The organism is Erwinia sp. PME.40.26/001 (genome assembly GCF_055556675.1).
In genome coordinates this window covers 995,034-1,017,767 of the sequence record NZ_JBVHNP010000001.1, presented here as the reverse complement: position 1 = coordinate 1,017,767, position 22,734 = coordinate 995,034, and the positions used below count along the sequence as shown (strand labels likewise).

Sequence of the window (22,734 nt, the reverse complement as noted above, 5' to 3'; positions counted from 1 at the left end):
ATATTGCTCTTATGAAAATAATTTCGGTTATAAACTATAAAGGCGGTGTAGGGAAAACGACTGTTACAGCAAACCTTGCTGCGGAGTTAGCAAAAAGGGGGGCGCGAGTATTGGTATTAGATATGGATGCGCAGGCTAGCCTAACATTTTCTTTCATATCGCCTGATTATTGGGATGCATCAATAAAAAATACGCACACAATAAAAAATTATTTTGACAATATAAGTCAGGGGCATCAACCTATAAGTTTATCCCAATTGGTTTGTAAACCTTTTAATGTTAACAACTGGCTTTCACAGGTAGGTTCAACAGGATGTGTAGATCTCATTAGTTCCCATTTGGGACTTATTAATGTAGATCTTGAATTGGCAACATTGCTGGGTGGTGCTAATCTTAATCAGGCGAAATTAAATTACTTGAAAATACATGGAAGGTTGCGTGATTCCATTAGGGATTTTGCATCTCATAACTATGATGTTGTTTTAGTTGACTGCCCCCCAAACTTTAATATAGTTACAAAAAATGCGCTTATAGCTTCTGATCAGATATTGATTCCGGCTAAACCGGACTATTTATCAACGCTAGGAATTGATTACTTAATAAGAAGTGTGCAACAGTTAATTCGGGAGTTTAATGAGTTTGCTTCTATGGATAGCAACATTTTACCTTCTAAACCTGAAATGCTGGGTGTTGTTTTCACTATGATACAAATATATTCTGGCGTGCCTATTGCCTCACAAATGCAGTATATAGAACAGACAAAACGATTAAATATGCCAACATTTCAATGTTATTTCAGAGAGAATAAATCTATTTTTGCATCAGCACCACAAGATGGAATTCCTGTAGCTTTGCATGGATATAGCAATGGAACATATTCTGATATAGTTGATGAAATCAATTCATTTGTGAGTGAGTTTATCCAAAAGGCGGGAATATAATATGAATACAAGAAAGATTGTATCCTCTATTTTTCTTGAAATACAAAAGGAAATTGAATCTCTATCTGATGTTGATATAAAGAAAATAGAAAGTGGAGATTTTACTATTGCTATAAGGGTTGTAAAAAACACAACCGTACAGAATAATGACAAAATATTGTCAGAGAAGATAGCTAATGAGCTATTAAATGAATTGAAAGGGTGTAAAAATAGAGAGATTGGTTATGAAATTCTATCGAATAAATTTAAAACTCGTAAGGAATTAGAGTTTTTTGCAAAAAAAATTAATGTTTATATTATGAAACAAGACAAAATCGATAAGGTAAAAGAAAAAATAATAGAGGGAGTGATCGGTGCTTCGCTAAGATCTAGTGTTATTCAAGGTGAATGACAATTAATATTTTGAAAGCCAGTACTTTTGAAATTGAGTGCTGGCTATTAATATATTCTGGTTAGTTATTTATCAAACTCAAACGGCCTGACCATATCGTTGCTGTTTGCATCAATGAAATCAGCCCACCATTGGAGCATCAGGCGGCGCTGTTCGAGGTGTTTTGCCTTGTGGGTATAAGCAGCACGGACACTGTTGCTTTCCCTATGGCTCATTTGAAGCAATACAGCGTCTTCTGACCACAAACCTGACTCAATTAAGGCACTACAGGCCAGTGTGCGAAAACCGTGTCCACAGATGTCTTGCTTCGTGTCATAGCCCATATTGCGCAGGGCTTAGTTGATGGTGTTTTCGCTCATAGGCTTAAACGAGTCATAACAGCCTGTAAAGGTTAATCCATCATCATGGCCTTCTTCATAAGTCAGTTGTCGGATCTCTTTCAGTATCCTCATAGCTTGCTTACAAAGGGGGACGAAGTGCTTACGCTTCATTTCGGCACCAGGAGTCGAATGTTTGACGTTTTCAATCGCTTCTCGCTGTTCAGGGATCACCCACAACTTACTTTTGAAATCAATTTCAGACCAACGGGCGAAACGAAGTTCACTGGAACGAATGAAAATCATCTGATTGAACTGGATTGCCAGTATGGTTAGCCTACGGCTTTTGTATTCGGCAATTTTTTTGCAGTTGAGGGATTTTTTCCAGTTCCAGCGCGGGGCGATGTTCAGTATGTGGTTTCTGAACAGCACCTTCCATATCATAGGCTGGGTTATAGCGGATAAGTTGTTGCTGGATGGCATAACGCAGGATAGAGGTGACGTATTGCTTAACTCGTGTAGCAACTTCGAGATAGCCAAGGGCTTCAACTTTTTTTATGGGGGCTAACAGATCGCCAGTGGCAAGTTCGGTAACGTCTCTGTTGCCAATATCCGGGAAGATATAGGTTTCAAGGCGGGTCAATACGGTATGACGATAATCTTCAGACCATTTCTTTTTGGTAGCAAACCACGCTTTGGCAACAGCTCTGAAAGAACGGGTCTTATCACGCTTAGCTTTTAGCTCTTTAACTTCTGCCTGTTTCTTTGCATTAGGGTCAATGCCCTCAGCAAGAAACCTTCTGGCCTCATCACGGCGTTGTCTTACATCAGAAAGAGAAACAGCAGGGTAAACACCTATAGAGAAGATTTTTTGCTTCCCGTCGAAGCGGTAAGCCATTTGCCAGTATTTGGAACCTTTAGAGGTAACGCGAAGGAACATACCAAAGCCATCGGTAAGCTTGTATTCCTTATCAAGGTGTTTGGCATTTTTTACTTTGGTATCAGTAAGTGGCATAACGGCATCCCACGTTTATTGGTAAAAACGCAATCGAACTACCATTACCAACATTTTTACCAGCAAATGTGTATGGCTTAGAGTGGTTTTTAGTGAACGAAGGTGAACTTGAAGAAGGGGATAACCAACTGATAGAAATGCAGAAAGCAGACGTCAGTGAACGTCTGCTTCCCTTAAATTGGCTCCTCTGACTGGACTCGAACCAGTGACATACGGATTAACAGTCCGCCGTTCTACCGACTGAACTACAGAGGAATCGTTTGAACGAGGCGCATAGTAATCATCGCGGCAGGGGGTGTCAACGCGAAATATCATCGCAGGCAGCCAACTGTCGATGTTTGCACCAATATGCTGATTTCCTCAACATTTTTCCCTTTTTACGCGGGTTAACCCCGGCCGGTACTGTGTGGAAAACACCGGGAGGGTGGCATAACCCGCCCAGGCGACGCTGTACTTGCGCAGCCAGTCCCTTTTCTGCAATCGGTTTCATAGTGCTGTTATCCCCGTCATTTTTGCTCTACTATTTCTGCCGTTCGGGCGGCGCTGAAGTCGGGTCATCGCATGGCGGCCGGGCTGCGGCTCCGCTAACTATCGGTATCATTTAAGGAAAAGTGGCATGAAAGAAAGGTTTCCGCAGGGCTTTATGTGGGGCGGCGCAACGGCGGCCAATCAGGTTGAAGGGGCTTATGATGTGGATGGCAAGGGTCTGTCGATTGTCGATGCCATTCCGGGCGGCAAGCAGCGCCTGAGCATTGTTGCCGCACCGGAGTTTGACTTCACGCTGGATGAAGCCCGCTACACCTATCCCAACCACAAAGGCATCGATCACTATCACCGCTTCCGCGAAGATATTGCCCTGTTTGCCGGGATGGGTTTCAAATGTTATCGCTTTTCCATTGCCTGGACGCGCATCTATCCGAACGGTATCGAACAGCAGCCGAACGAAGCGGGCCTCAGTCACTATGCTGAAGTCATTGATACCTGTATCGCCCACGGCATTGAACCGGTGATCACCCTTTCCCACTATGAAATGCCGCTGCATCTGGCGACCGCGTTCGGCGGCTGGAAGAACCGTGAGCTGATTGGTCACTTCGAGCGCTTTGCCCGCACGGTGCTGGAACGGTTTGGCCACAAGGTGAAGTACTGGATGACCTTTAACGAGATCAACAGTGCGGCGCATTTCCCGATGATGAGCCAGGGTCTGACGGTGAAAACCGGTGCGCTGGAAGCGCAGGCGAAATTCCAGGGCTGGCATAACCAGTTTGTCGCCAGCGCTCTGGCGGTAAAAATCGCCCATGACACTGACGCGCAGATCCAGATGGGCTGCATGATCCTGTTTGCCACCAACTATGCCTATGACTGCAATCCGCTGAACCAGCTGGCAGCAATGCAGGAAAACCAGTCATTCAACTACTACTGTGCTGACGTGCAGGCGGGCGGTAAATATCCGTATTACGCCCGCAAGCTGTGGCAGTCGCTCGGCGTCACGCTGGATATTCAGCCGGGCGACCTTGAGCTGATCAAAGCGCACACCGTCGACTACATCGGTTTCAGCTACTACATGTCTTCCACCACCTGTGCCACCGACCCGGATGCGGCGGCGGCCAGCGGCAACCTGCTGGGCGGGGCGCGTAACCCGTTCCTTGAAGCCAGCGACTGGGGCTGGGAGATCGACCCGGTGGGGCTGCGTATCGCGTTGAACCAGCTGTATGACCGCTATGAAAAACCGCTGTTTATTGTGGAAAACGGTCTGGGCGCGGTGGACAAGCCGGATGCCGATTTTAACATTGCCGATGACTACCGCATTAACTATCTGCGTAAGCACATTGATGCGATGGCAGAAGCGATAGACGACGGCGTGGAGCTGATGGGATACACCCCGTGGGGCTGCATCGATCTGGTCAGCATGTCGACCGGGGAGATGAGTAAACGTTACGGCTTTATCTACGTCGATCTGGATGACAGCATCAGCGGCACCGGTAACCGCTACAAGAAGAAATCCTACCACTGGTATCAGAAGGTGATCGCCAGCAACGGCCAGGACATCAGCTAACACAGACAGAAACGGCGTCCATTGCGGACGCCGTTTTTTTTGTCGTTACGACAGCACCATGCGCCGATCGCGCCGCACCGACCAGATAAAGGCGGCGATAAACAGCAGGGCGAACAGCACCACGATCGTCGGGCCGGGCGCACTGTCCAGGAAGAACGACAGGTAAGTCCCGCTAAAGCACACCACCACCGACAGCGCGACGGCGAAAATCATCACGCTGGAGAAGCGGCGCATCAGCAGCACGGCGATCGCCCCCGGTGCAATCAGCAGCGCAATCGACAGCACAATGCCCACCGCCTTCAGGGTGGCAACGATGGTCAGGGCAATCATACTCAGCAGGCCGTAATGCAGCAGCGTGGTGTTCAGCCCGCTGGCTTTCGCCTGGTGCGGATCGAACGCATGCAGCACCAGGTCGCGCCACTTGACGCCGATAATCAGCGCAATCAGGCAGGCAATACCGCCGCTTTGCAGCAGGTCGCTGGTGGAAATGCCCAGCATATCGCCAAACAGGATGTGGTCGAGGTGAACCTCTGATTTGACCGAGATATAGAGGATCAGCCCGGCGGCAAACATCCCGGAGAAGACGATGCCCATCACCGTATCCTGCTTGATGCGGCTGTTCTCTTTCAGGTAGCCGGTGGCCAGCGCGCAGAACAGTCCGGCGCAGAACGCCCCGACCGCGAGGGGGATGCCAATAATCCAGGCGATCACCACGCCGGGAAAGACCGCATGGCTCATTGCATCGCCCATCAGCGACCAGCCCTTGATCACCATAAAGCTGGAGAGCAGGGCGCAGGGGACTGCCACAATCACCGAAATAGCCAGTGCAGTGTGCATAAAATCAAACTCAAACGGGCTTAACAGCAGTTCGATCATAGTCATATCGCCTCCTGCTGCGGGCTGGCCGCGCGCCGGCGTCGGGCCAGCAGCCCGTGTTTAGGCGCAAAAACAAAGGCGATGAGGAAGACCAGCGTCTGCGCCACGACGATGATGCCGCCAGTGGCTCCGTCCAGGTAGTAACTGACCCACGCGCCGAAGAAGCTGGTGATGCTGCCAATCAGTACGGCAATCACCAGCAGCCGCTGGAAGCGGTCGGTCAGCAGATAGGCCGTGGCTCCCGGGGTGACCACCAGGCAGATCACCAGAAACGCGCCGACGGTCTGCAGGGCAGCAATGGTGCAGGCCGCCAGCAGGGTGAAGAACAGCAGCTTGAGGCGCGTCGGGTTCAGGCCGACAGAGCGCGCATGATTCTCGTCAAAGAAGGTCACCATCAGGTCTTTCCATTTCACCAGCAGGATCAGCAGCGAGACAAAGCCGATGACCGCCAGCTGGATTATATCCTCCGGCGCTATCGCCAGGATATTGCCCAGCACGATGGTCTGAATATTCACCGAGGTGGGGTTAAGCGACACCATAAACAGGCCAAGGCCAAAGAAGGAGGAGAAGATCAGCCCGATAATCGCGTCCTCCTTCAGCCGGGTACGCTGGTTGAGGAACAGCATACTGCCTGCGGCCAGCCCGCCGGAAAGAAACGCGCCGAGAGCAAAGGGCAGGCCGAGCATATAGGCTCCGGCCACGCCGGGGACTATCGAGTGGGAGAGGGCATCGCCAATCAGCGACCAGCCCTTCAGCATCAGATAGCAGGAGAGAAACGCGCACACGCCGCCCACCAGCGCCGACACCCACATGGCGTTAAGCATGTACTGATAGTGAAAAGGTTCAGCCAGCCACGCCATCAGCCGTTCCCCCTCACCACCGACAGCGCCGGCTGCGTGTGACCATCGCCAAACACCACATCGCGCAGCGCACCGCTAAAGGCATTTTCCAGGTTTTCCCGGGTGAAGGTGGTGGCGGTCGGCCCGCAGGCCAGCACCGTGCCTTTCACGATCACCGTGTGGTCACAGTATTCGCTGACGGAGGCCAGATTGTGGGTGGAAACCAGCAGGGTGCGGCCCTCATCGCGCAGTTCGTGCAGCAGGCTGATAATCTGACGTTCGGTGTTGACGTCCACGCCGGTAAAGGGTTCATCCAGCAGGATCACCTGGCCGCGCTGGGCGATGGCGCGCGCAAGGAACACGCGTTTTTTCTGGCCGCCGGAGAGTTCGCCAATCTGCCGCAGGCGAAACTCTGCCATACCGACGCGCTCCAGCGCCTCGGTGACCAGGCGCTTATCCTCTGCGCGGGCGATGCGCAGCATGCCCATATGGCCGTAGCGGCCCATCATCACCACATCTTCCACCAGCACCGGAAAAGACCAGTCAACGTCCTCCGACTGCGGCACGTACGACACCATATTCTGTTTCAGCGCGCGGTGTGCGGGCTGTTCCAGCAGGGTAATCGAGCCCTTCGAGAGGGGGACAAACCCCATAATGGCTTTAAACAGCGTCGATTTACCGGAGCCGTTGATCCCCACCAGCGCGGCGATGCTGGCACCGGGCACCTGTAAGGTGGCATCGCGCAGGGCGGTGTGCCCGTTGCGGTAGGTGACCGTCAGGTCGTTAACCCGAATGCCGTCGGGTACCGTCTGTGTGTTATTCATTTTGCCAGCCCCTGCTGAATGCCTTTAACGATGGTGTCGCTGGTGACGCGCAGTAAGTCGAGATAGGTCGGTACCGGCCCATCGGCAGCGCTGAGGGAGTCAACGTACAGTACGCCGCCGTAGTGGCTGCCGGTTTCGCGCGCCACCTGGCGGGCGGCCTTATCGGAAACCGTGCTTTCGCTGAACACGGCCGGGATCTTCTCCTGCTTCACTTTATCGATCACTTTACGTACCTGCTGCGGGGTACCCTGCTGATCGGCGTTGATCGGCCACAGGTAGAGCTCTTTCAGCCCGAAGTCGCGCGTCAGGTAGGAGAACGCGCCCTCGCTGGTAACCAGCCAGCGCTTGTCCGCCGGGATCTGCGCCAGCGCCTGCTGCACCGGAGCCACGGTGGCGCTGATTTTCTCTTTATAGGCGGCCGCATTTTTGCGGTAAGTGTCGGCATTGGCCGGGTCATACTTCACCAGCGCATCGCGGATATTATCCACGTAGATCAGCGCATTTTCCGGCGACATCCAGGCATGGGGATTCGGTTTACCGCTGTAGGGGCCGTCGCTGATCCCCATCGGGACAATGCCGTCAGACACCACCACTTCCGGCACCCCGGGAAGATGTTGATAAAAGCGCTGGAACCACAGTTCCAGGTTCAGACCGTTGGCGAGGATAAGCTGGGCACCCCGGGCGCGTTTGATATCACCCGGTGTGGGCTGATATTCATGGATTTCTGCTCCGGCTTTGGTGATCGACGCGACGTCGGCAGCATCACCCGCCACGTTTTTCGCCATATCCGCAATCACGGTGAACGTGGTGATCACTTTGAATTTTTCCTGTGCTACTGCCGGTGCCAGCGGCAGCGCGGCAAGCAGAGCAGCACAGATCCATCCTTTTAACTGGAACAGTAAACGCATAGAAATCTCCCAGAAAGCGCTTAAAAATAGAACGTAATTAGCAGTTGCTATAAGGTATAGCACAGGCTATATCGCCATGTGAATGTTTTTTGTGTGGGATTACGCAGATTGACAATTGACCGTCTGAGAAATAAAACCGCAGGGATTGCTTGCGATGAGGGGGACAAATGTTATCCCGGCGGATGACTGTCCCGCGCCAGATGGCGATTATTCCTACGCAGGCGGTAAATTTATCGTCCAGACTTAAACCAAAGGCATAGTCTGCGCCCGCATTGTGCTTTACACTGCGCGCTGCAAAAACTCAGTAGATTAATGACAGAACAGGCGGAAATGGCGATGAACGGAACAATCACAACCTGGTTTAAAGATAAAGGTTTTGGTTTTATCAAAGACGAAAACGGCGATAACCGTTATTTTCATGTGATTAAGGTCGCCAACCCGGATTTGATTAAAAAAGACGCGGCAGTGACGTTTGAGCCCACGACCAACTCTCGGGGCTTATCGGCCTTCGAGGTGAAAGTGCTGCCGGAAAGTAACTATATTTATATCGCCGGTGAGCGCCTTAAGCTGACGTCGATCAAGTCTTACCTGGTGTACAGCGAAGAGGTCCCTGCCGATACCCGTATTGATAAAGAAAATACGGTGCTCTCCGTGGGCATTCTGATGAGTAGCATCCGGCCGAAAACGGCCACCGCGCCGGGTGAGATGCGCACGCTGAAAAAGCTGGCGATCACCACCTTCCAGGGGACGACATTAATTTTCTCGGAAGATGAAATTGACGTGGACAGCACGGTAAAAATGCTCAAAATCTGACGGCTGACGCAGTGCCGGCAGTGAAATAAAAAACCCGCTCAGGGAAATCTGAGCGGGTTTTTTATTCTGCGCCAGTGCTCCGTCATTTCCTGATAACACCGCTAAAAAAACAACGCTATGCTGTCAGGGTGCCGGAATGATCATCCGGGCGCTGACAGACCGCCCTGCGACAGAAGCGGATTAAGCGTGAAAAAGGCGTATTACCTGATGAGCCGCAGTCCTTTGGCCACCAGATTGCTGAACCCTTCACAATGGGCATGATCCTCTGCGCTACAGCGGGCAGCATGCTTCAACCCCCGGCTTAATCGTTGCAATCTGCGGACAGTGGCGTCAATTTCCTGGGCTCGATCAGCAAGACGCTCCCGGTCGATGACGGTCCCACCTTGCTTATTGAACATGGCGGCCATTTCATCCAGGGTAAATCCGGCAGCCTGCCCCAGGGCGATCAGCTGCAGTTTATTCAGCACATTTTTGTGATACTGCCTTCTCAGGCCATTACGGCCAATGGGATGAATGAGTCCTTTCGTTTCGTAAAACCGTAACGCGGAGGGCAGCACGCCGGAAAGATGAGCCACTTCCCTGATATCCAGTTCTTCCATCATTGACTTCAACCTGACTTTAAGTTGCACACTGGCGACCAGCTTACCATTCTCATTAAATAAGGACGAAAAAATGGACAGTGTGACGCTCATTCAGGCGGTTATAACAGGTATTTTCGCCACTCTGGCGATGGATTGTTGGTCACTGATCCAGAAGCCTGTCTTCGGCGTTCCGCCGTTGAATTATGCCCTGGTCGGACGCTGGGTTTTATGGCTGCCCAGAGGAAAAATGCGCCATAACACCATCGCTTCCACCGCATCTGTGCATAACGAACTTTTAGTCGGGTGGGGTGTTCATTATCTGACCGGGATCCTGTTTGCTTTCATACCGCTTTTACTGGACGGGCCGGACTGGTTCCGTGAACCTTCTGTTACCACGGCTATGCTGGCAGGCCTGTTAACACTCATTGCGCCTTTCCTGATCCTGCAGCCCGCCCTGGGTTTTGGCATTGCGGCTTCCCGCACGCCCCGCCCATGGCGGGCCCGACTGCTGAGTGTGATCACCCATCTGGCGTATGGGTCAGGACTGTATATCGCGGCTCTGGTTATAAACTCATAAAGGTAAAGCCGTTGAGTCAGCCGTTCGAAGGTCAGCCCGTTTACCGTTCAACGCGGCCTGCCAGCGGCATCCGCTTAAAAGCAGGTGCAATCTGAGAGGCTTTCCGTTTACACAGGGGATGCCTTAAACTACGCTGCGCAGGTCACCACCGATGGGGGATCCGCTATTCATTCTGAGGAAGTAAAATGCGTTTGCCCGATACCTGCCTGACACAAACCCTCTGTCCATTGGCATCTGAAGAATGAGTCGTCCACTGTTTGTTTCTCTGGATGGCCCTAAGGGAGCCGGTAAAACTACCCTGCTGGAGGCCATGACAAAAGTGCTGAGAGCTGACAATAAAAAGGTGATCCGGCTTTGCGAGAGAAAAAGCGATCCCTACAGGGCGGAAACCATGGCCCTTGTTAACCGGCTCGCCAGGGATCCCGATCTGGAGTTAGAACGGGAGATTTGTCAGCGTCTGGCTGACAGCCGTGCCTGGATTTCCCGACACGTGCTGACGAAACAGCCTGCGGACAGCATTATTCTGATGGATCGCTGGTACCCGTCAGATGCCGCGTTTCGCCGGATGGTTCCCTTTGCAGAAATTTTACAGCTGAACACGGAACGACAGGTGCGAGCACCTGACCTGCTCGTCGGGGTTGTGACTGCGCCTGATATATCATGGGCCAGGGCCACGTCCCGGCCGCGTGGGCTGAGCAGTACGGTGATGTCTACGCTGGAAGAGCATGCTGCCTGTACCAGGGCATTTGAGCGGGAAATGGCAAATCACGGCTGGGTACTGTGCCGTAATGAAGGAACGCTCGAAGACGCAACCATGCAGATTATTGCTGAGATCAACAAACTACCCGCATGCCCCACCGGCGTCGTTTTCCCGGCAGATGCGGTATGAGTATATTAATCGCAACAGCAAAAAGCCCGCTCAGGTTTCCCTGAGCGGGCTTCTCTAAATTTGGCTCCTCTGACTGGACTCGAACCAGTGACATACGGATTAACAGTCCGCCGTTCTACCGACTGAACTACAGAGGAATTGTGGAACGAGGCGAATAGTAGCGATACGCCTCCTGCCTGTCAATAGCAAAAAACAGTTTAGCTTTCAACTGGCTGCGTTTGAATCAACCCGGCTGATTAGTGAACAATTCCGCCCGCATTATGGTGTAACTGCTGCTGATCCAGCCGCTGATGCGGATCCTGGCGATAAAACTGGCGAAAACGCTGGTAGAGTGCGGGAAAGCGGGTGAGCAACAGCTCCGGCGCGCTGAAAAAATATTCAGACAGGACGGCAAAGCATTCCGCCGGTTCGCTGGCGGCATAGGCGTCAATGCTGGCGGCATTTTCGCCGACCAGGTCGATCTCATCCTGGATATCGTTCATTGCCGCGCGCAGATCGCGTTCCCAGCCGACCACGTCACGCAGTGCCATGGCCGGAACGCCGTTGGCTTCACCGCTGCCGCGCGCGTCGAGCTTATGCGCCATTTCATGAATAACAAGGTTATAACCGGACAGGTCGAACGAATCCTGCACGTCCAGCCAGTTCAGCACGATCGGGCCCTGCTGCCAGCTTTGTCCGGCGTGGACGACCTGTTCCCGGTGTACCAGACCAAATTCATCCTGCCATTCGTCATCGACCATAAACGGGGAGGGGTAGATTAGCACTTCATGAAAACCATCCAGCCAGTCGTAGCCCAGACTGAGGACCGGCAGGCAGAACAGCAGTGCCAGGCGACAGCTTTTCAGCTCATCCAGCTCAAACCCCTGCAGCGGAACCAGGCGCTTCTGACGTAAGAAACGCGTCGCAAGCTGGCAGAGTGCCTGGCGTTCACCGCTATTCAGGCTCGCCAGCAGGGGAATATCCAGCGCCTGCTGCCAGGGCAGCCCGCTTTCCACGGCGTCATCGCCGCCTTTCCACGGCCATTTGATCATGCTGCTATTCCTCCCGCCTGATAAGAAACCGGTCCCTGAGCATTCCTGGATCACTGACGCTGTCGGCTGCTTTCCCGGGCTGGTATGAGGCGGGAGAACAGCGTGACAATTACGCAGGTGAATAAGGGGAATATTCAATCAGTTATATTGAGGGCTGTCTGTGACAAAACGCAAGCAGCGCTGAAAAAAATCAGCGCTGCAGTGGGTCAGAGGCGGGCAAACTCGATGACCCAGACCCAGGGGTTCACTTCCCAGCTGGTGCCACCGTACTGCAGGGCCCACTGTTTGCGGTAGGCATCTTTTGCTGATACCGCTTCACTGTGCATGGTGAAGAAGTTATTGAGGAAGTGGGAGTCGACCTGCACCCCCTCCGCCATCACATCGTCGTCACTGATATCCTGAATGCGCTCAACGCGAATGGCGGTGATGGTCAGGTCAATGCGGCTGGCCCAGCGCGGCATATGAATGCCTGCCTGCCAGCCAAAGTTTTCATCGGTTTCCTCAGTGCTGTAGACACTGGAGTCGGCGCGGTACTGGCAGTAATCAATATTTTTAAACTGCGCGGGTGACTGCTGGTACAACGCCATTTCACCGGGGGGCACCACCGGGCCACGCCAGGTTTCCCGCACCCAGAGGCGGTCACCAGGCTGGCCATAGGGGCAATGGTAGCTGAGATTTTCCATGCCCAGCACCCGGTTACCCTGTAGATTATTGCTTAAAACATCAATGCCATAACAACCTTCATGATTGTCCTGGCCAGGCCCAAAAAGTTGGGACTTCATGATGCGCCTTGTCTGCTTTTGCTGGCCTGACAGCAGGGCGCGCACCCGTTGATCGCTAAATAGAATCGGGCGTTCTTTCATGGTTTAACCTCTAATAAGACTTTCTTAACCAGTTCCTGGTTCATAAGCAAAGTAAAAACACAATACAGATAACTCCTAACATTAGCTCAAAAAAAAGAATTGGATTATTTTTTTAAGTAATCATCAGAGTCTCTTATTAAAAAACACCAGGACCGTGTGGCAGTGGGTGTAATGATGGTGACGTCATTGTGGTCTGTTGCTGTGGCTCGCTACGGGCTGCCTTCAGCGTCACCATAATGACATTTTACCATATTACAATGCGTTAGTGCGACGGGCAGCAATCGCCTCCCCGCACCGGTCACCGCCCTGACGGCTGGCACGGCAGGCCATAAGTCGGGGGTGCTTTTACGATGCGTTTTGTCGGTCTTTCACATGGGTTGCCTCCACTTCTCATAACCTTTATTTATCAATATGGTCACAAACTAGTCATTAAAAAAGAAGTGGAAAAGACTGAAAATGGAAAAAATGCTGTAACAACCGCAATAGTGCGGCTATAAGTTTGATGTAGATCGCATTTTTATGCCAAAACGGGGATCGGCTCACGCCGGACTGATCCCTCTGACCTCTCAACAAGTTCAAACAATTAAGGAGACGTCGATGACGCTGACTCACTGGCAATCACGCTTTGAACACTGGCTGCACGAGACCTGGCAGAAAGAAGATAAAGCCCATGATGTGGCGCACCTGACGCGCGTCTGGCAGTCGGCACAGCGCATTATGGCCGGAAGCGATGCCGATGCGCTGGTGGTACTGGCGGGCTGTTATTTCCACGATATTGTTAACCTGCCGAAAAACCACCCCGAGCGTCATCTGGCCTCCGCCCAGGCCGCCGATGAGACCCGGCGCGTCTTGCGGCAGGTGTTTACCGACTTCCCGCCGGAGAAAATAGAGGCGGTGGCGCATGCCGTCCACGCTCACAGCTTCAGTGCCGGGGTGGCCGCCGAGACGATCGAAGCAAAAATCGTGCAGGATGCTGACCGCCTGGAGTCGCTGGGTGCTATCGGGCTGGCGCGGGTGTTTTATGTGTCAGGAGCGTTAGGGCGATCTCTGTTTGACAGCCGTGACCCGCTGGGACGCGAGCGGCCGCTGGATGATGCCGAGTGGGCGCTGGATCACTTCCAGAAAAAGCTGCTCAAATTACCTGAGACGATGCAAACGGACGAGGGCAAAAGGCTGGCTGAATACAACGCCAGTTTCCTGGTGACCTATATGGCGAAACTCTGCGCCGAGCTGAAAGGCGATTTTTGTGCGCTGGATCAGGATGTTCTGACGGAATTTACGCCGGACGGGATGAAATATTAAATTTTTGTGACAGTATGGTTAAACCGCACGTTCCGGGTTACGTTGTTGGGACAATTATCAGGAGAATCAGGCAATGACCGACAAAGTAAGCTTAACCATCAAGATCGATCCCGCTTTAAAAGAAACGATTAAAACGCTCGCTCTGGACAGTCAGCTTTCTTTAAGCGATCTGGTGACCCAGCATCTGGTGAAGAGCTTTTCCGCTCAGGCACCGGATGCGGTAGACAGCACTCATACAGAAGAAGAGACCTCAGAGCAGCTCAGTCAGAACGAGCTGAAACAGGTTCGCGCGCTGCTGAAAAAATCGAAAAAGAAAAAGTAATCCTTGCCTCTGCGCGTCTCTCCGCCGGAGAGACGCGTTTATCACGCGTCGTCATCACCGTAATAGAGCACCCCCAGCTTGATTAATGGCCGCCCCTGACTTTTGCGGTGCAGATTACTGTCGCGCAGCGAATAGACACAGCCGCAGTACTCCTGCTGATAAAAACGCTCCCGCTTGCTGATTTCGATCATCCGCGACGATCCCCCTTTTTTACGCCAGTTATAGTCCCAGTAGCGAATGCCGGGGTAGGGTTCGGCGGCCCGAACGCCGCAGTCATTGATTTGCTGCATATTTTTCCAGCGCGAGATCCCCAGCGAACTGGAAATGACCGGAAATCCGTGTTCAAACGCGTAGAGGGCGGTGCGCTCGAAGCGCATATCAAAACACATCGTGCAGCGAACCCCGCGCTCAGGCTCCCACTCCATGCCTTTTGCCCGTTCAAACCAGTTATCGGTGTCGTAGTCGGCGTCAACAAAGGGGATGCCATGCTGTTCAGCAAAGCGGATATTCTCTTCTTTTCGCAGCAGATACTCTTTCTGCGGATGAATATTAGGGTTGTAAAAGAAGATGGTGTAGTCAATTCCCGATGCCTGAAGCGCTTCCATCACCTCGCCGGAGCAGGGGGCACAGCACGAGTGCAGCAGCAGTTTTTTAGCGCCGTCGGGCAGGGTCAGCAGGTCGCGTTGGGGTGCGCTCATCGGTAATGTCTCCATGTTTAACGCCGTTAACCGCGCAAGTGTAGTCGCCTCTTTTCGCACTGTCACCCGTCTCCGCCGACGGCGTGGCTAATTTCCGCCTGGCGCTGGGTCAATGAAGTGATAAACTGACACCCGTTTATCCCTTTTATTGAGTGATTATGAGCGATTTTGACCGCGTGGCTGCCGGGCTGGCAGAGCAGGCACGAGTGCAGGCACAGCATAAAGAAGAGCAGGATCGCCAGCTGTTGCTGCGCGTGCTGGAGATTTATGACCAGAAAACCGTGGCAGCCACTCTGCGTAAGGTCAGCCAGCAGGAATGGACCCGGGAGTCAGTTAACCGCTGGGTAAAAGGGAACAGCCGTAAAACCCTGAATGAGGCCGAGGTCAGCCTGCTGCGCAATATGCTGCCTGCGCCACCGGCACACCATCCCGACTACGCTTTTCGCTTTATTGACCTGTTTGCCGGCATTGGCGGGATCCGCAGCGGGTTTGACGCTATTGGCGGGCAGTGCGTGTTTACCAGCGAGTGGAACAAACACGCGGTGCGCACCTATAAAGCTAACTGGTACTGCGACCAGCAGCAGCACCGCTTTAACCAGGACATCCGCGATGTCACTCTGAGCGGCGATCCGCAGGTGGATGAAGAGCAGGCCTATCAGCACATTCGTGAGCAGATACCCCAGCACGACGTGCTGCTGGCGGGCTTTCCCTGCCAGCCGTTTTCGCTGGCTGGCGTCTCGAAGAAAAATGCGCTGGGGCGTAAGCATGGCTTCGAAGATGAAGCCCAGGGAACGCTGTTCTTTGATGTGGCGCGTATTATCACTGCCAGAAAGCCGGCGATCTTCGTGCTGGAAAACGTCAAAAACCTCAAGAGCCACGACAAGGGCAATACCTTCCGCATCATTATGTCGACCCTGGATGAACTGGGCTACGAGGTAGCCGATGCGGCCGTGACCGGTTCACCGGATCCGAAAATTGTCGACGGCAAACACTTCCTGCCCCAGCACCGCGAACGCATTGTGCTGGTCGGCTTCCGTCGCGATCTGGCGCTACCGGCCTTTACGCTCAGTGCCTTACCTTCCCTCTATCCGCAGCAGCGCACGCCGCTGAAAGCGCTGCTGGACCCGGTGGTGGACGAGAAATACATCCTGACGCCAACCCTGTGGAAGTATCTTTATCAGTATGCGAAAAAACACCAGGCCCGCGGCAACGGATTTGGCTACGGGCTGGTTGACCCGGCGGTGGAGCAGGGCGTGGTTCGCACGCTGTCGGCCCGCTATTACAAAGACGGTTCGGAGATCCTTATCGATCGCGGCTGGGATAAAGCCCTGGGAGAAGAAGATTTTGATCATGCTGATAATCAGCAGCGCCGGCCGCGCCGTCTGACGCCGCGCGAATGTGCCCGACTGATGGGATTCGAGCAGCCGGGGGAGCAGCACTTCCACATTCCGGTCTCAGACACCCAGGCCTATCGTCAGTTCGGTAACTCGGTCGTGGTACCGGCCTTCGCTGCGGTGGCCCGACTGCTGCTGCCGTGGATCGAGCAGGCGGTTCAGCAGCGTCGGTGAAATGTGGCCCGCTGCTACGACGGCAGGGCCGCTTTTAGCTACACTTAAGGTCTTCTTTAAAGGGATATCAAGATGGCCGACGTTCACTCTTCAGACGTGCGTAGCAAGAACATGCGAGCCATTCGCACCCGCGATACGGCAATCGAAAAGCGGCTGGCAGAACTGCTGGCAGAACTCGACCTGCGTTACCGGGTGCAGGATAAGTCCCTGCCCGGCCGCCCTGACTTCGTGCTCAGTGACTATCAGGCGATCATCTTTGTGCACGGCTGTTTCTGGCACCGGCATCACTGCCATCTGTTTAAGATGCCCGCCACACGCACGGCATTCTGGCAGGGGAAAATAGACAGCAACGTGGCGCGCGACAAGCGCTATATCGACGAGCTGACCGCCAGCGGCTGGCGGGTCATGCTGGTGTGGGAGTGCGCGCTGCGGGGTAAGACGCGTCTGGAAGAGGAAGCCCTGCGCACGCGGCTCGAGGAGTGGCTCTGCGCCGCGACGGGCAACGGCGAGATCGACGCCCGGGGAATTCGTTCCCTGCCTTAGGGGCGGATGTCCCGCCCCGGGCTGACGGCTATTTTTCCGCGCTGGGCCTGATAACCGGTTTGGCCGGGAACAGATATTTGCCCAGCGTCACCAGCACCACGGCCAGGATGATAATCCCCAGCGCCAGCCATTCGCGACCGGACAGGCTTTCCCCCGCAAAGGCGATACCCAGCAGCACGGCGACCACCGGATTGACGTAGGCATAGCTGGTCGCAATAGCCGGTGTGACGTTACGGATCAGGAACATATAGGCGTTAATGGCAATCACTGAACCAAACAGGCTGAGGTAACCGAGGGAAAAGAAACCCGCCAGCGACGGCTTCTGCACCAGGTGCTCGCCACTTAACTGACTGGCGATCAGCAGCACCCCGGCGGCAGCCAGCATCTCAATGGCCCCGGCCATCATGCCGTGCGGCAGGGCAATGCGGGAACCCCACACGGAGCCGAATGCCCAGGTCAGTGAACCGCCCAGAATCATCAGTGCGCCCCACGGATTACCCGCCAGGTGTCCGCCGCTGTTGAGCAGAATAATCCCCACCAGGCCGACGGCGATCCCCACCCATTCGATCCAGCGGGTGGCGATGCCGAACAGGCGGCTGAAGCACATGGCAAACAGCGGTACGGTGGCGACCATCACTGCTGCCAGCCCGGAAGGCACGTGCTGATGCTCGGCTACGGTGACCGCGCCATTGCCCATGGCCAGCAGCAACACGCCGATAATGGCGGCATTACCGGCTTCACGCCACGAAGGCAGCTTATGTCCTTTAAGCAGCAGATAAGTCAGCAGCACGACACCTGCCAGCAGAAAGCGCAGTCCGGCCAGCATCATCGGTGGCCAGCTTTCGACACCAATGCGGATCACCAGATAGGTGGAACCCCAGATGAAATAAAGCGTAAACAGGGCAGCCAGGAGGGGCAGCAGGGCGGGGGCACGGCGTAACGTCATGTCAGGATTGTCCTTGTTATAGCAAGTTATAAAACTGTTATAGGGGGCTAATTCTGCCACTAATTATTACGGCCGGAAGGATTTTTTTTACAAAATTTGCACTCCCTGGCCATAATTGCTTAGATCAGTGCCCTCTATCAATACAGCCAGCCAGGGGTAAGCCATGGCCAGTGTCAAACTGACGGTAAGACGTTTGTACAAACTCAGCGGCGAACGCATGGTCAATACCCAGGCGACGGCGCGTATTTATGTGGGCGACTGCCTGATAGCGACAGAAGAAATTAGCGGGATGACGGAAAGCCCGGTGAGCAAATATCTGCACCATACCCAAACGCAGGGGCAGAGAGTGCGCGTTGAGTGGGACTGCGATGGCATCGCTGATATGGCGGTGGCTGAAATTGAGCGGTGCCCCTGTTGTCAACATGATGAAAATGAATAAGGAATCTGATTTTGGCCGGAAGCAGTTTACTGACCTTACTGGACGATATTGCCACCCTGCTGGACGACGTTGCAGTGATGGGCAAAGTGGCGGCAAAGAAAACCGCCGGGGTACTGGGGGACGATCTCTCGCTGAATGCCCAGCAGGTCAGCGGAGTGAAAGCGAACCGTGAGCTGCCGGTGGTGTGGAGCGTGGCAAAAGGGTCATTTCTTAATAAGCTGATCCTGGTGCCGCTGGCGCTGCTGATCAGCGCCTTTGCCCCCTGGGCGATCACCCCTTTACTGATGGTGGGCGGTGCTTATCTGTGCTACGAAGGCGTGGAGAAGGTGCTGCACAGTCTGCATAAAGACAAAAGTCAGGAGACGCCGGAAGCCCGTGAGCAGCGCCTGCTGAAAGCCGCGCAGCAGGACCCGGCAGAATTTGAAAAGAAGAAGGTCAAAGGTGCGGTCCGCACTGACTTTATTCTCTCTGCTGAGATCGTGGCGATTACACTTGGTATTGTGTCAGAAGCGCCATTGCTCAACCAGGTGATCATCCTCGCCGGCGTGGCGATTCTGGTCACCGTCGGCGTGTACGGCATTGTGGCGGGGATTGTCAAAATTGACGACCTGGGGATGTGGCTGCAGAAGAAAACATCGGCGGCCGCGAAAGCCATCGGTGGCGTACTGCTGGTCGCCGCCCCCTGGTTGATGAAGATCCTGACGGTGGTCGGTACGCTGGCGATGTTCCTGGTCGGTGGCGGCATTATCGTGCACGGCCTGCCGTGGCTGCACCATCATATTGAAGCCTTCAGCGCAGGCATGCACGGTCTGCTGGCGATGCTGGTCAGCAACCTGGCCAACCTGATCATTGGCTTAATTGTGGGGTCGATTGTGCTGTGTTCGGTAAATTTGATTGCCAGAATGCGCCAGAAATCAGTATAAAGACGGGCTTAACCGAGTAAACAGGCAGGAGTGAAAGATGAACGACGATATGTTTGAATTCGATATTGATGCGCAGCTTGAGCAGGCAGAAGCCAACGCGCAAAAGAAAGCGGCCGAAGTGCCGGCGGATTTAGGTGATGAAGCCGACTGTGAAGGTTGCAAAATCTAAGCGCAAATTGCGACAGGTTTCACATAAAAAGCGTGTAGTAAAACTACACGCTTTTTTTATATTCAGCGTTTTTAACTGCTTATTTTGATTTAACATATATTTTACCTGTCGTTAACAGCACGGATTATATTCAGATGCTATAACTGATTGACGATTGATAACCGAAAAGGGAGGTGCTTTATATGAACTTTATGATCAGTGATGAAGTGCAACATAAGGAAGGTGGCCCCGCTATGATTGTGACCGGGGTGGCCAGTGGCATGGTGGAGTGTCGCTGGTATGATGGTTTTAGCGTGCGGCGGGAGGCGTTCCGGGAAGAGGAGCTGTTTTCACTGTCATCCGCTACCCGTCTGGCCGGGTAATCCGGTCTGTCTTTTTCGGCAGGGCAGAGCGAAATCAGGCGCTGCCCTGCGTGTGATTACAATTCGTTTTTAATACAGAACGCTTCCCACGTCATGCCCAGTGCCTCTGCCTGCGAACGCAGGTAGGTTTCAATCGCTTCCACCATCACCGCTTTATCCGGCTCGGCCAGCTGAATGGCAAACAGCATCCCATCGAGTTTTTTCTCACGCACGTAGGCCGCATAGGCCCGGTCTTTCTGCATGGACTGTAGCTGTTCAACGCTCATACCCATCGTGGCCGCCTGTTCTGCGGTCAGGTTTTCTATACCGGCTTTCAGCGTCGGGTGTGCCTCAAGAAACAGATCTTTGGCAATGGCGTAATATTCTTCAACGGTTTTCATAGCAATGTGCCCGGGTAAGTGCGTGGAAATATGCAGGCGATAGTGTACACGGCGGGGCAGAGTGGGGAAAGTCAGCGCAACAGCATGCGTCGGGCTTGCGGCGGGGCAGGTAAAAATTATAACGTAGCGCGTGAATGATAAAATCAGGATGAGAAAAATGAAAAAGTGGATGTTTGCAGCCGCCGCAGCGCTGACCCTCAGTGGCTGTGCGCAGTTAGCCGATTACGCCAGCGCGGTGAAAACCCCGCCACCGGCGACGCTGGTGGGTAACTGGCAAACCTTTGGCCCGCAGAGCGGCCTGGTGAGCGATCAGGCGCAAGCCAGCCTGATTATTACCGCGGAGGGCGATACTCTCGACTGCCGTCAGTGGCAGCGGGTGATTGCCAAACCGGGCAAAGTGACCTTTTTTAACGGGGAGTGGGTGAACGTCAACCAGCAGCTGCGGGTCATGCCGCTGGCGCTGGAAGGGACGGAGCTGCACTACGACAAGCTGGTGATGCAGAAAGTCGCGCAGCCTACCGCTGAATGCCAGAAAGCGCTGGCTAACCGGGCGAAAGCGCAGACGCCTGCCCCGCAGCCGACGGCAGGGGCCGCCACCGCGCAGCCTGTGGCAAACGGCACCACGCCGCCAGCCCAACCCTGATCGGGCCTGTCGTGGCCGTCCTGGCCACGACAGGGAGGTCAGCTCACGACCCAGACGCTGACGCTGCCAGCCGCACAGCGGAACACGGCATTGCCCTGATCGTCACTGTCGACTGGCTCACCCACCTGCTCCAGCAGATCGTGCCAGCGTTTTCCGGCGTAATTTTCCCCGAGATCCAGCGTTTTTTCTCCCGCCTCGCCGTTTGACATGATCACTACGCAGCCCGGCAGTTCCTGGGTGCCACTGCGGGCGAAGGCAATGCAGTTGGGATGGTCAAACCATTCGCGCTGTTCACCGTGGGCGTACTGCTGGCGTGCGCGTATCAGGGTTTCCAGCCCGGGAATAACCGGCATCTCAATCTGATGCTGCTGTCCGTCGCCGCCTTCATCCTCATAGCGGGCACCAAACAGGTCAGGGTAGAACAGCGCGGGCACGCCGTTCTCACGCAGCAGGATCAGCGCATAGGCCAGCGGTTTAAACCAGGACTCAACGGGGGCTTCCAGCGCCTGCAGCGGCTGTGTATCGTGATTGGCGACGATGGTCACCGCATGCCACGGGTCAGTGGCGACCAGCGTATCGTTGAAGATCTGACTCAGGTCATAGTCGGCACCCTGCTTAGAGGCGGTATGAAAATTCATCTGCAGCGGGGCATCAAACAGCATGGTTTTGCCCTCCACCTGATGAATATACTGCTGCAGCTTGTCCACCTCGTGTGACCAGTACTCTGCCACGATAAACAGCGGCTGCTCCGCCACCTCCTGAACGTGTTCAATCCACTCTTTGTAAAACCAGGCGGGGATATGCTTCACCGCATCCAGGCGGAAGCCGCTGCAGTGCACTTCGTCCATGACCCAGCGCGCCCAGTACTTCAGCTCTTCGGTGACCGCACGGTTGCGGAAGTCGATATTGGCTCCCATCAGGTAGTCAAAATTGCCCAGCTCGTTATCGACCTGATCGTTCCAGCCTTCGCCGGTATAGTCGTTAACGATTTTGAACACGCCGTTCTCATTGGGGTTTTCGATGTGGTCGACGCCGCTGAAGCACTTATAATCCCAGACGAATTTTGAATACTGTCCGGCACGAACCGGGAAGGTAAAGCGCGTCCAGGCTTCGGCCTGGATCACTTCCGGGTCTATCTCATCCCGGTTATCCGGATTAACGCGGTTAATCTGCACCTGCTCTTTCTCATCGGCCCCCATCTTGTGGTTAAGAACCACGTCAAGGATCACGCCGAGCCCGTGAGATTTCAGCGTATCGACGGCGGTCAGCAGCTGCTCTTTATCGCCGTACTTGGTGGCGCGGGAGCCTTTCTGCCCGAACTCCCCCAGGTCAAACAGGTCGTAGCTGTCATAGCCCACCGAATAACCGCCGGATTCCCCTTTATACACTGGGGGCAGCCAGACGTCGGTAATACCAATCTCAGCCAGCCAGGGGGCACGTTCTGCCGCTTCCGGCCAGAGTTTGCCGCCTGTAGGGTAATACCAGTGAAAAAACTGTAGCAGGGTGGGATTGCGCATGTAG

General features: G+C 54.0%; 26 protein-coding genes, 2 tRNA genes and 1 pseudogene. 15 read left to right on the top strand and 14 right to left on the bottom strand.

Annotation, left to right across the window (positions count from 1 at the left end):
• Positions 1–11: 11 nt before the first annotated feature.
• On the top strand, positions 12–941 hold the full coding sequence (locus ACZ3HG_RS05030) for a ParA family protein (protein ID WP_249651996.1): 930 nt from the start codon (positions 12–14) through the stop codon (positions 939–941).
• A 1-nt stretch (position 942) separates the two neighbouring features.
• Positions 943–1,332, top strand: a complete 390-nt coding sequence (locus ACZ3HG_RS05025) for a hypothetical protein (RefSeq protein ID WP_249651995.1) — start codon at positions 943–945, stop codon at positions 1,330–1,332.
• A gap of 65 nt (positions 1,333–1,397) precedes the next feature.
• Here the strand turns inward: ACZ3HG_RS05025 and ACZ3HG_RS05020 are convergent.
• A pseudogene (locus ACZ3HG_RS05020) lies at positions 1,398–2,664 on the bottom strand (tyrosine-type recombinase/integrase).
• 179 nt (positions 2,665–2,843) lie between these two features.
• Positions 2,844–2,919: transfer RNA gene (locus ACZ3HG_RS05015), tRNA-Asn, on the bottom strand.
• A gap of 361 nt (positions 2,920–3,280) precedes the next feature.
• On the opposite strand from ACZ3HG_RS05015, the gene ACZ3HG_RS05010 reads away from it, so the two are divergent.
• Positions 3,281–4,717 (top strand): glycoside hydrolase family 1 protein, encoded by a 1,437-nt coding sequence (locus tag ACZ3HG_RS05010; protein ID WP_062742587.1) that lies wholly within the window; start codon positions 3,281–3,283, stop codon positions 4,715–4,717.
• Between the two features lie 45 nt (positions 4,718–4,762).
• Here the strand turns inward: ACZ3HG_RS05010 and ACZ3HG_RS05005 are convergent, their stop codons facing one another.
• From ACZ3HG_RS05005 to ACZ3HG_RS04990, 4 genes are read right to left on the bottom strand one after another with little or no spacing between them, the layout of a single operon-like run.
• The gene (locus ACZ3HG_RS05005; RefSeq protein ID WP_274604275.1) at positions 4,763–5,599 is read right to left on the bottom strand and encodes a metal ABC transporter permease; all 837 of its coding nucleotides are present in this window, start codon (positions 5,597–5,599) and stop codon (positions 4,763–4,765) included.
• Complete coding sequence (gene sitC, locus ACZ3HG_RS05000; RefSeq protein ID WP_191932691.1) at positions 5,596–6,453, bottom strand: iron/manganese ABC transporter permease subunit SitC; 858 nt, start codon at positions 6,451–6,453, stop codon at positions 5,596–5,598. The genes ACZ3HG_RS05005 and sitC overlap by 4 nt, the downstream gene beginning before the upstream one ends.
• The gene (locus ACZ3HG_RS04995; RefSeq protein ID WP_465332091.1) at positions 6,453–7,256 is read right to left on the bottom strand and encodes a manganese/iron ABC transporter ATP-binding protein; all 804 of its coding nucleotides are present in this window, start codon (positions 7,254–7,256) and stop codon (positions 6,453–6,455) included. Before ACZ3HG_RS04995 ends, sitC begins: the two co-directional genes overlap by 1 nt.
• Positions 7,253–8,164 carry a metal ABC transporter substrate-binding protein gene (locus ACZ3HG_RS04990; protein WP_191932689.1) on the bottom strand — a complete coding sequence of 304 codons (912 nt, stop codon included), beginning with the start codon at positions 8,162–8,164 and terminating at the stop codon, positions 7,253–7,255. Before ACZ3HG_RS04990 ends, ACZ3HG_RS04995 begins: the two co-directional genes overlap by 4 nt.
• A gap of 330 nt (positions 8,165–8,494) precedes the next feature.
• Between ACZ3HG_RS04990 and ACZ3HG_RS04985 the strand changes: the two genes are divergently transcribed.
• Positions 8,495–8,977, top strand: a complete 483-nt coding sequence (locus ACZ3HG_RS04985; RefSeq protein WP_062742582.1) for a cold-shock protein — start codon at positions 8,495–8,497, stop codon at positions 8,975–8,977.
• A 200-nt stretch (positions 8,978–9,177) separates the two neighbouring features.
• Here ACZ3HG_RS04985 and ACZ3HG_RS04980 read toward each other — a convergent pair whose 3' ends face one another.
• Entirely contained in the window at positions 9,178–9,576 is a 399-nt protein-coding gene (locus ACZ3HG_RS04980; RefSeq protein ID WP_191933112.1) for a MerR family transcriptional regulator, read from the bottom strand.
• 73 nt (positions 9,577–9,649) lie between these two features.
• Here ACZ3HG_RS04980 and ACZ3HG_RS04975 point away from each other — a divergent pair, with 73 nt between their 5' ends.
• Both ACZ3HG_RS04975 and ACZ3HG_RS04970 read left to right on the top strand, forming a co-directional pair.
• Entirely contained in the window at positions 9,650–10,135 is a 486-nt protein-coding gene (locus tag ACZ3HG_RS04975) for a DUF2938 domain-containing protein (RefSeq protein ID WP_465332089.1), read from the top strand.
• 241 nt (positions 10,136–10,376) lie between these two features.
• Entirely contained in the window at positions 10,377–11,024 is a 648-nt protein-coding gene (locus tag ACZ3HG_RS04970; RefSeq protein ID WP_191932687.1) for a dTMP kinase, read from the top strand.
• Between the two features lie 61 nt (positions 11,025–11,085).
• Here ACZ3HG_RS04970 and ACZ3HG_RS04965 read toward each other — a convergent pair.
• From ACZ3HG_RS04965 to ACZ3HG_RS04955, 3 genes are all read right to left on the bottom strand, one after another.
• Positions 11,086–11,161: transfer RNA gene (locus ACZ3HG_RS04965), tRNA-Asn, on the bottom strand.
• 99 nt (positions 11,162–11,260) lie between these two features.
• Positions 11,261–12,055, bottom strand: a complete 795-nt coding sequence (gene mtfA, locus ACZ3HG_RS04960; protein WP_191932686.1) for a DgsA anti-repressor MtfA — start codon at positions 12,053–12,055, stop codon at positions 11,261–11,263.
• Between the two features lie 206 nt (positions 12,056–12,261).
• Positions 12,262–12,918 (bottom strand): hypothetical protein, encoded by a 657-nt coding sequence (locus ACZ3HG_RS04955; protein WP_191932685.1) that lies wholly within the window; start codon positions 12,916–12,918, stop codon positions 12,262–12,264.
• Between the two features lie 597 nt (positions 12,919–13,515).
• On the opposite strand from ACZ3HG_RS04955, the gene ACZ3HG_RS04950 reads away from it, so the two are divergent.
• Positions 13,516–14,220, top strand: a complete 705-nt coding sequence (locus tag ACZ3HG_RS04950) for a phosphohydrolase (protein ID WP_191932684.1) — start codon at positions 13,516–13,518, stop codon at positions 14,218–14,220.
• A gap of 73 nt (positions 14,221–14,293) precedes the next feature.
• Positions 14,294–14,542, top strand: coding sequence for a hypothetical protein (locus tag ACZ3HG_RS04945; protein ID WP_062742569.1), 249 nt, complete (start codon positions 14,294–14,296; stop codon positions 14,540–14,542).
• Between the two features lie 41 nt (positions 14,543–14,583).
• Here ACZ3HG_RS04945 and ACZ3HG_RS04940 read toward each other — a convergent pair whose 3' ends face one another.
• Positions 14,584–15,240: an epoxyqueuosine reductase QueH gene (locus tag ACZ3HG_RS04940; protein WP_191932683.1), complete on the bottom strand. Its 657-nt coding sequence runs from the start codon at positions 15,238–15,240 to the stop codon at positions 14,584–14,586.
• Between the two features lie 158 nt (positions 15,241–15,398).
• Here ACZ3HG_RS04940 and ACZ3HG_RS04935 point away from each other — a divergent pair, with 158 nt between their 5' ends.
• Together ACZ3HG_RS04935 and ACZ3HG_RS04930 are read left to right on the top strand one after the other, a co-directional pair.
• A complete protein-coding gene (locus tag ACZ3HG_RS04935) occupies positions 15,399–16,808 on the top strand; it encodes a DNA cytosine methyltransferase (RefSeq protein WP_465332086.1) in 1,410 nt (469 codons plus the stop codon).
• Between the two features lie 72 nt (positions 16,809–16,880).
• Positions 16,881–17,351: a very short patch repair endonuclease gene (locus ACZ3HG_RS04930; protein WP_191932681.1), complete on the top strand. Its 471-nt coding sequence runs from the start codon at positions 16,881–16,883 to the stop codon at positions 17,349–17,351.
• Between the two features lie 28 nt (positions 17,352–17,379).
• Here the strand turns inward: ACZ3HG_RS04930 and yedA are convergent, their stop codons facing one another.
• A complete protein-coding gene (gene yedA, locus ACZ3HG_RS04925; RefSeq protein ID WP_191932680.1) occupies positions 17,380–18,297 on the bottom strand; it encodes a drug/metabolite exporter YedA in 918 nt (305 codons plus the stop codon).
• Positions 18,298–18,460: 163 nt separating this feature from the next.
• On the opposite strand from yedA, the gene ACZ3HG_RS04920 reads away from it, so the two are divergent.
• The 4 genes from ACZ3HG_RS04920 to ACZ3HG_RS04905 all read left to right on the top strand — a co-directional run bounded on the left by ACZ3HG_RS04920 (position 18,461) and on the right by ACZ3HG_RS04905 (position 20,190).
• Positions 18,461–18,736, top strand: a complete 276-nt coding sequence (locus ACZ3HG_RS04920) for a hypothetical protein (protein ID WP_191932679.1) — start codon at positions 18,461–18,463, stop codon at positions 18,734–18,736.
• A gap of 11 nt (positions 18,737–18,747) precedes the next feature.
• Positions 18,748–19,659: a DUF808 domain-containing protein gene (locus ACZ3HG_RS04915; protein WP_465332084.1), complete on the top strand. Its 912-nt coding sequence runs from the start codon at positions 18,748–18,750 to the stop codon at positions 19,657–19,659.
• Between the two features lie 37 nt (positions 19,660–19,696).
• Positions 19,697–19,828: a hypothetical protein gene (locus ACZ3HG_RS04910; RefSeq protein ID WP_255210125.1), complete on the top strand. Its 132-nt coding sequence runs from the start codon at positions 19,697–19,699 to the stop codon at positions 19,826–19,828.
• A 182-nt stretch (positions 19,829–20,010) separates the two neighbouring features.
• A complete protein-coding gene (locus ACZ3HG_RS04905; RefSeq protein ID WP_465332082.1) occupies positions 20,011–20,190 on the top strand; it encodes a YodC family protein in 180 nt (59 codons plus the stop codon).
• A gap of 56 nt (positions 20,191–20,246) precedes the next feature.
• Here ACZ3HG_RS04905 and ACZ3HG_RS04900 read toward each other — a convergent pair whose 3' ends face one another.
• A complete protein-coding gene (locus ACZ3HG_RS04900; RefSeq protein ID WP_191932676.1) occupies positions 20,247–20,570 on the bottom strand; it encodes a DUF6388 family protein in 324 nt (107 codons plus the stop codon).
• 157 nt (positions 20,571–20,727) lie between these two features.
• Here ACZ3HG_RS04900 and yedD point away from each other — a divergent pair, with 157 nt between their 5' ends.
• Positions 20,728–21,213: a lipoprotein YedD gene (gene yedD, locus ACZ3HG_RS04895; RefSeq protein ID WP_465332080.1), complete on the top strand. Its 486-nt coding sequence runs from the start codon at positions 20,728–20,730 to the stop codon at positions 21,211–21,213.
• Positions 21,214–21,251: 38 nt separating this feature from the next.
• Here the strand turns inward: yedD and amyA are convergent, their stop codons facing one another.
• Positions 21,252–22,730 carry an alpha-amylase gene (gene amyA, locus ACZ3HG_RS04890; protein ID WP_191932674.1) on the bottom strand — a complete coding sequence of 493 codons (1,479 nt, stop codon included), beginning with the start codon at positions 22,728–22,730 and terminating at the stop codon, positions 21,252–21,254.
• Positions 22,731–22,734 lie beyond the last annotated feature (4 nt).

Excerpts from the sequence above, each read along its gene's own strand:
- ACZ3HG_RS04995 (WP_465332091.1), bottom strand. The coding sequence starts at position 7,256 with ATGAATAACACACAGACGGTACCCGACGGCATTCGGGTTAACGACCTG.
- ACZ3HG_RS04970 (WP_191932687.1), top strand. The coding sequence starts at position 10,377 with ATGAGTCGTCCACTGTTTGTTTCTCTGGATGGCCCTAAGGGAGCCGGT.
- yedA (WP_191932680.1), bottom strand. The coding sequence starts at position 18,297 with ATGACGTTACGCCGTGCCCCCGCCCTGCTGCCCCTCCTGGCTGCCCTG.
- ACZ3HG_RS04985 (WP_062742582.1), top strand. The coding sequence starts at position 8,495 with ATGGCGATGAACGGAACAATCACAACCTGGTTTAAAGATAAAGGTTTT.
- ACZ3HG_RS04990 (WP_191932689.1), bottom strand. The coding sequence starts at position 8,164 with ATGCGTTTACTGTTCCAGTTAAAAGGATGGATCTGTGCTGCTCTGCTT.
- ACZ3HG_RS04910 (WP_255210125.1), top strand. The coding sequence starts at position 19,697 with ATGAACGACGATATGTTTGAATTCGATATTGATGCGCAGCTTGAGCAG.
- ACZ3HG_RS04955 (WP_191932685.1), bottom strand. The coding sequence starts at position 12,918 with ATGAAAGAACGCCCGATTCTATTTAGCGATCAACGGGTGCGCGCCCTG.
- ACZ3HG_RS05025 (WP_249651995.1), top strand. The coding sequence starts at position 943 with ATGAATACAAGAAAGATTGTATCCTCTATTTTTCTTGAAATACAAAAG.
- ACZ3HG_RS04950 (WP_191932684.1), top strand. The coding sequence starts at position 13,516 with ATGACGCTGACTCACTGGCAATCACGCTTTGAACACTGGCTGCACGAG.
- amyA (WP_191932674.1), bottom strand. The coding sequence starts at position 22,730 with ATGCGCAATCCCACCCTGCTACAGTTTTTTCACTGGTATTACCCTACA.
- ACZ3HG_RS04935 (WP_465332086.1), top strand. The coding sequence starts at position 15,399 with ATGAGCGATTTTGACCGCGTGGCTGCCGGGCTGGCAGAGCAGGCACGA.
- sitC (WP_191932691.1), bottom strand. The coding sequence starts at position 6,453 with ATGGCGTGGCTGGCTGAACCTTTTCACTATCAGTACATGCTTAACGCC.
- ACZ3HG_RS04920 (WP_191932679.1), top strand. The coding sequence starts at position 18,461 with ATGGCCAGTGTCAAACTGACGGTAAGACGTTTGTACAAACTCAGCGGC.
- ACZ3HG_RS05030 (WP_249651996.1), top strand. The coding sequence starts at position 12 with ATGAAAATAATTTCGGTTATAAACTATAAAGGCGGTGTAGGGAAAACG.
- ACZ3HG_RS04900 (WP_191932676.1), bottom strand. The coding sequence starts at position 20,570 with ATGAAAACCGTTGAAGAATATTACGCCATTGCCAAAGATCTGTTTCTT.
- mtfA (WP_191932686.1), bottom strand. The coding sequence starts at position 12,055 with ATGATCAAATGGCCGTGGAAAGGCGGCGATGACGCCGTGGAAAGCGGG.
- ACZ3HG_RS04905 (WP_465332082.1), top strand. The coding sequence starts at position 20,011 with ATGAACTTTATGATCAGTGATGAAGTGCAACATAAGGAAGGTGGCCCC.
- ACZ3HG_RS04975 (WP_465332089.1), top strand. The coding sequence starts at position 9,650 with ATGGACAGTGTGACGCTCATTCAGGCGGTTATAACAGGTATTTTCGCC.
- ACZ3HG_RS04980 (WP_191933112.1), bottom strand. The coding sequence starts at position 9,576 with ATGGAAGAACTGGATATCAGGGAAGTGGCTCATCTTTCCGGCGTGCTG.
- ACZ3HG_RS04945 (WP_062742569.1), top strand. The coding sequence starts at position 14,294 with ATGACCGACAAAGTAAGCTTAACCATCAAGATCGATCCCGCTTTAAAA.
- ACZ3HG_RS04930 (WP_191932681.1), top strand. The coding sequence starts at position 16,881 with ATGGCCGACGTTCACTCTTCAGACGTGCGTAGCAAGAACATGCGAGCC.
- ACZ3HG_RS04940 (WP_191932683.1), bottom strand. The coding sequence starts at position 15,240 with ATGAGCGCACCCCAACGCGACCTGCTGACCCTGCCCGACGGCGCTAAA.
- yedD (WP_465332080.1), top strand. The coding sequence starts at position 20,728 with ATGAAAAAGTGGATGTTTGCAGCCGCCGCAGCGCTGACCCTCAGTGGC.
- ACZ3HG_RS05005 (WP_274604275.1), bottom strand. The coding sequence starts at position 5,599 with ATGACTATGATCGAACTGCTGTTAAGCCCGTTTGAGTTTGATTTTATG.
- ACZ3HG_RS05010 (WP_062742587.1), top strand. The coding sequence starts at position 3,281 with ATGAAAGAAAGGTTTCCGCAGGGCTTTATGTGGGGCGGCGCAACGGCG.